Origin of the sequence: Brevibacillus sp. MCWH (genome assembly GCF_013096935.1) — a bacterium.
Classification (GTDB): Bacteria; Bacillota; Bacilli; order Brevibacillales; family Brevibacillaceae; genus Brevibacillus; species Brevibacillus aydinogluensis.
Map to the genome: position 1 here is coordinate 1 of NZ_SDLF01000089.1, position 636 is coordinate 636.

The 636-nt window shown below is 42.6% G+C and carries 1 protein-coding gene; it reads left to right on the plus strand.

The genetic code is table 11. The features are described from left to right. Positions 1-636, plus strand: a 636-nt coding sequence (locus ETC00_RS19480) for a terminase large subunit domain-containing protein (protein ID WP_253264345.1), incomplete at both ends; no start/stop codon positions are given.

Genomic DNA, 636 nt, shown 5'->3' on the forward strand with positions numbered 1-636 from the left:
AAAGGGTGTGTTAAAAGGGCAACATATCCGTCCCCACGAAATCCAAGTGTTCGTGTTCGGCAATATTTATGGATGGGTGCATAAAGAAACGGATTATCGACGTTTCAAAAAGGCGTATTGGCAAGTGGGGAGGAAAAATGCAAAGTCACAAAGCCTTGCATGCGTAGCGTCTTATGAAGCTATGGCCTTCGGTGAGAACATGTCTGAAGTATATATAGGTGCTACTAAGACAGAACAGGCAAGAATCGTCTGGAACGAAACCGAAGCCATGTTAGCTGGATGTCATGAGTTGAAAGGGAAGTATGAAGTAAAATATGGTGCCATTCATCATCCGAAAAGTCGTTCAATCATTCGACCACTATCTAAAGAAGACAGGAAAACGGGCGATGGACTAAATCCACAGTGCGGTATTATTGACGAGTATCACGCGCATGAAACAGATGAAATTTATAACATTATTGATTCTGGTATGATTGCACGCGCGCAGCCGTTGCTGATGATTATTACAACAGCTGGTGTGAACTTGAATAACCCGTGCTATCGGAGTGAATATCAATATGTTTCGAAGCTTTTAGATCCGAATAGCCCTGTCGAAAACGAACGATACTTCGCAATGGTCAACGAACTAGATAAGGA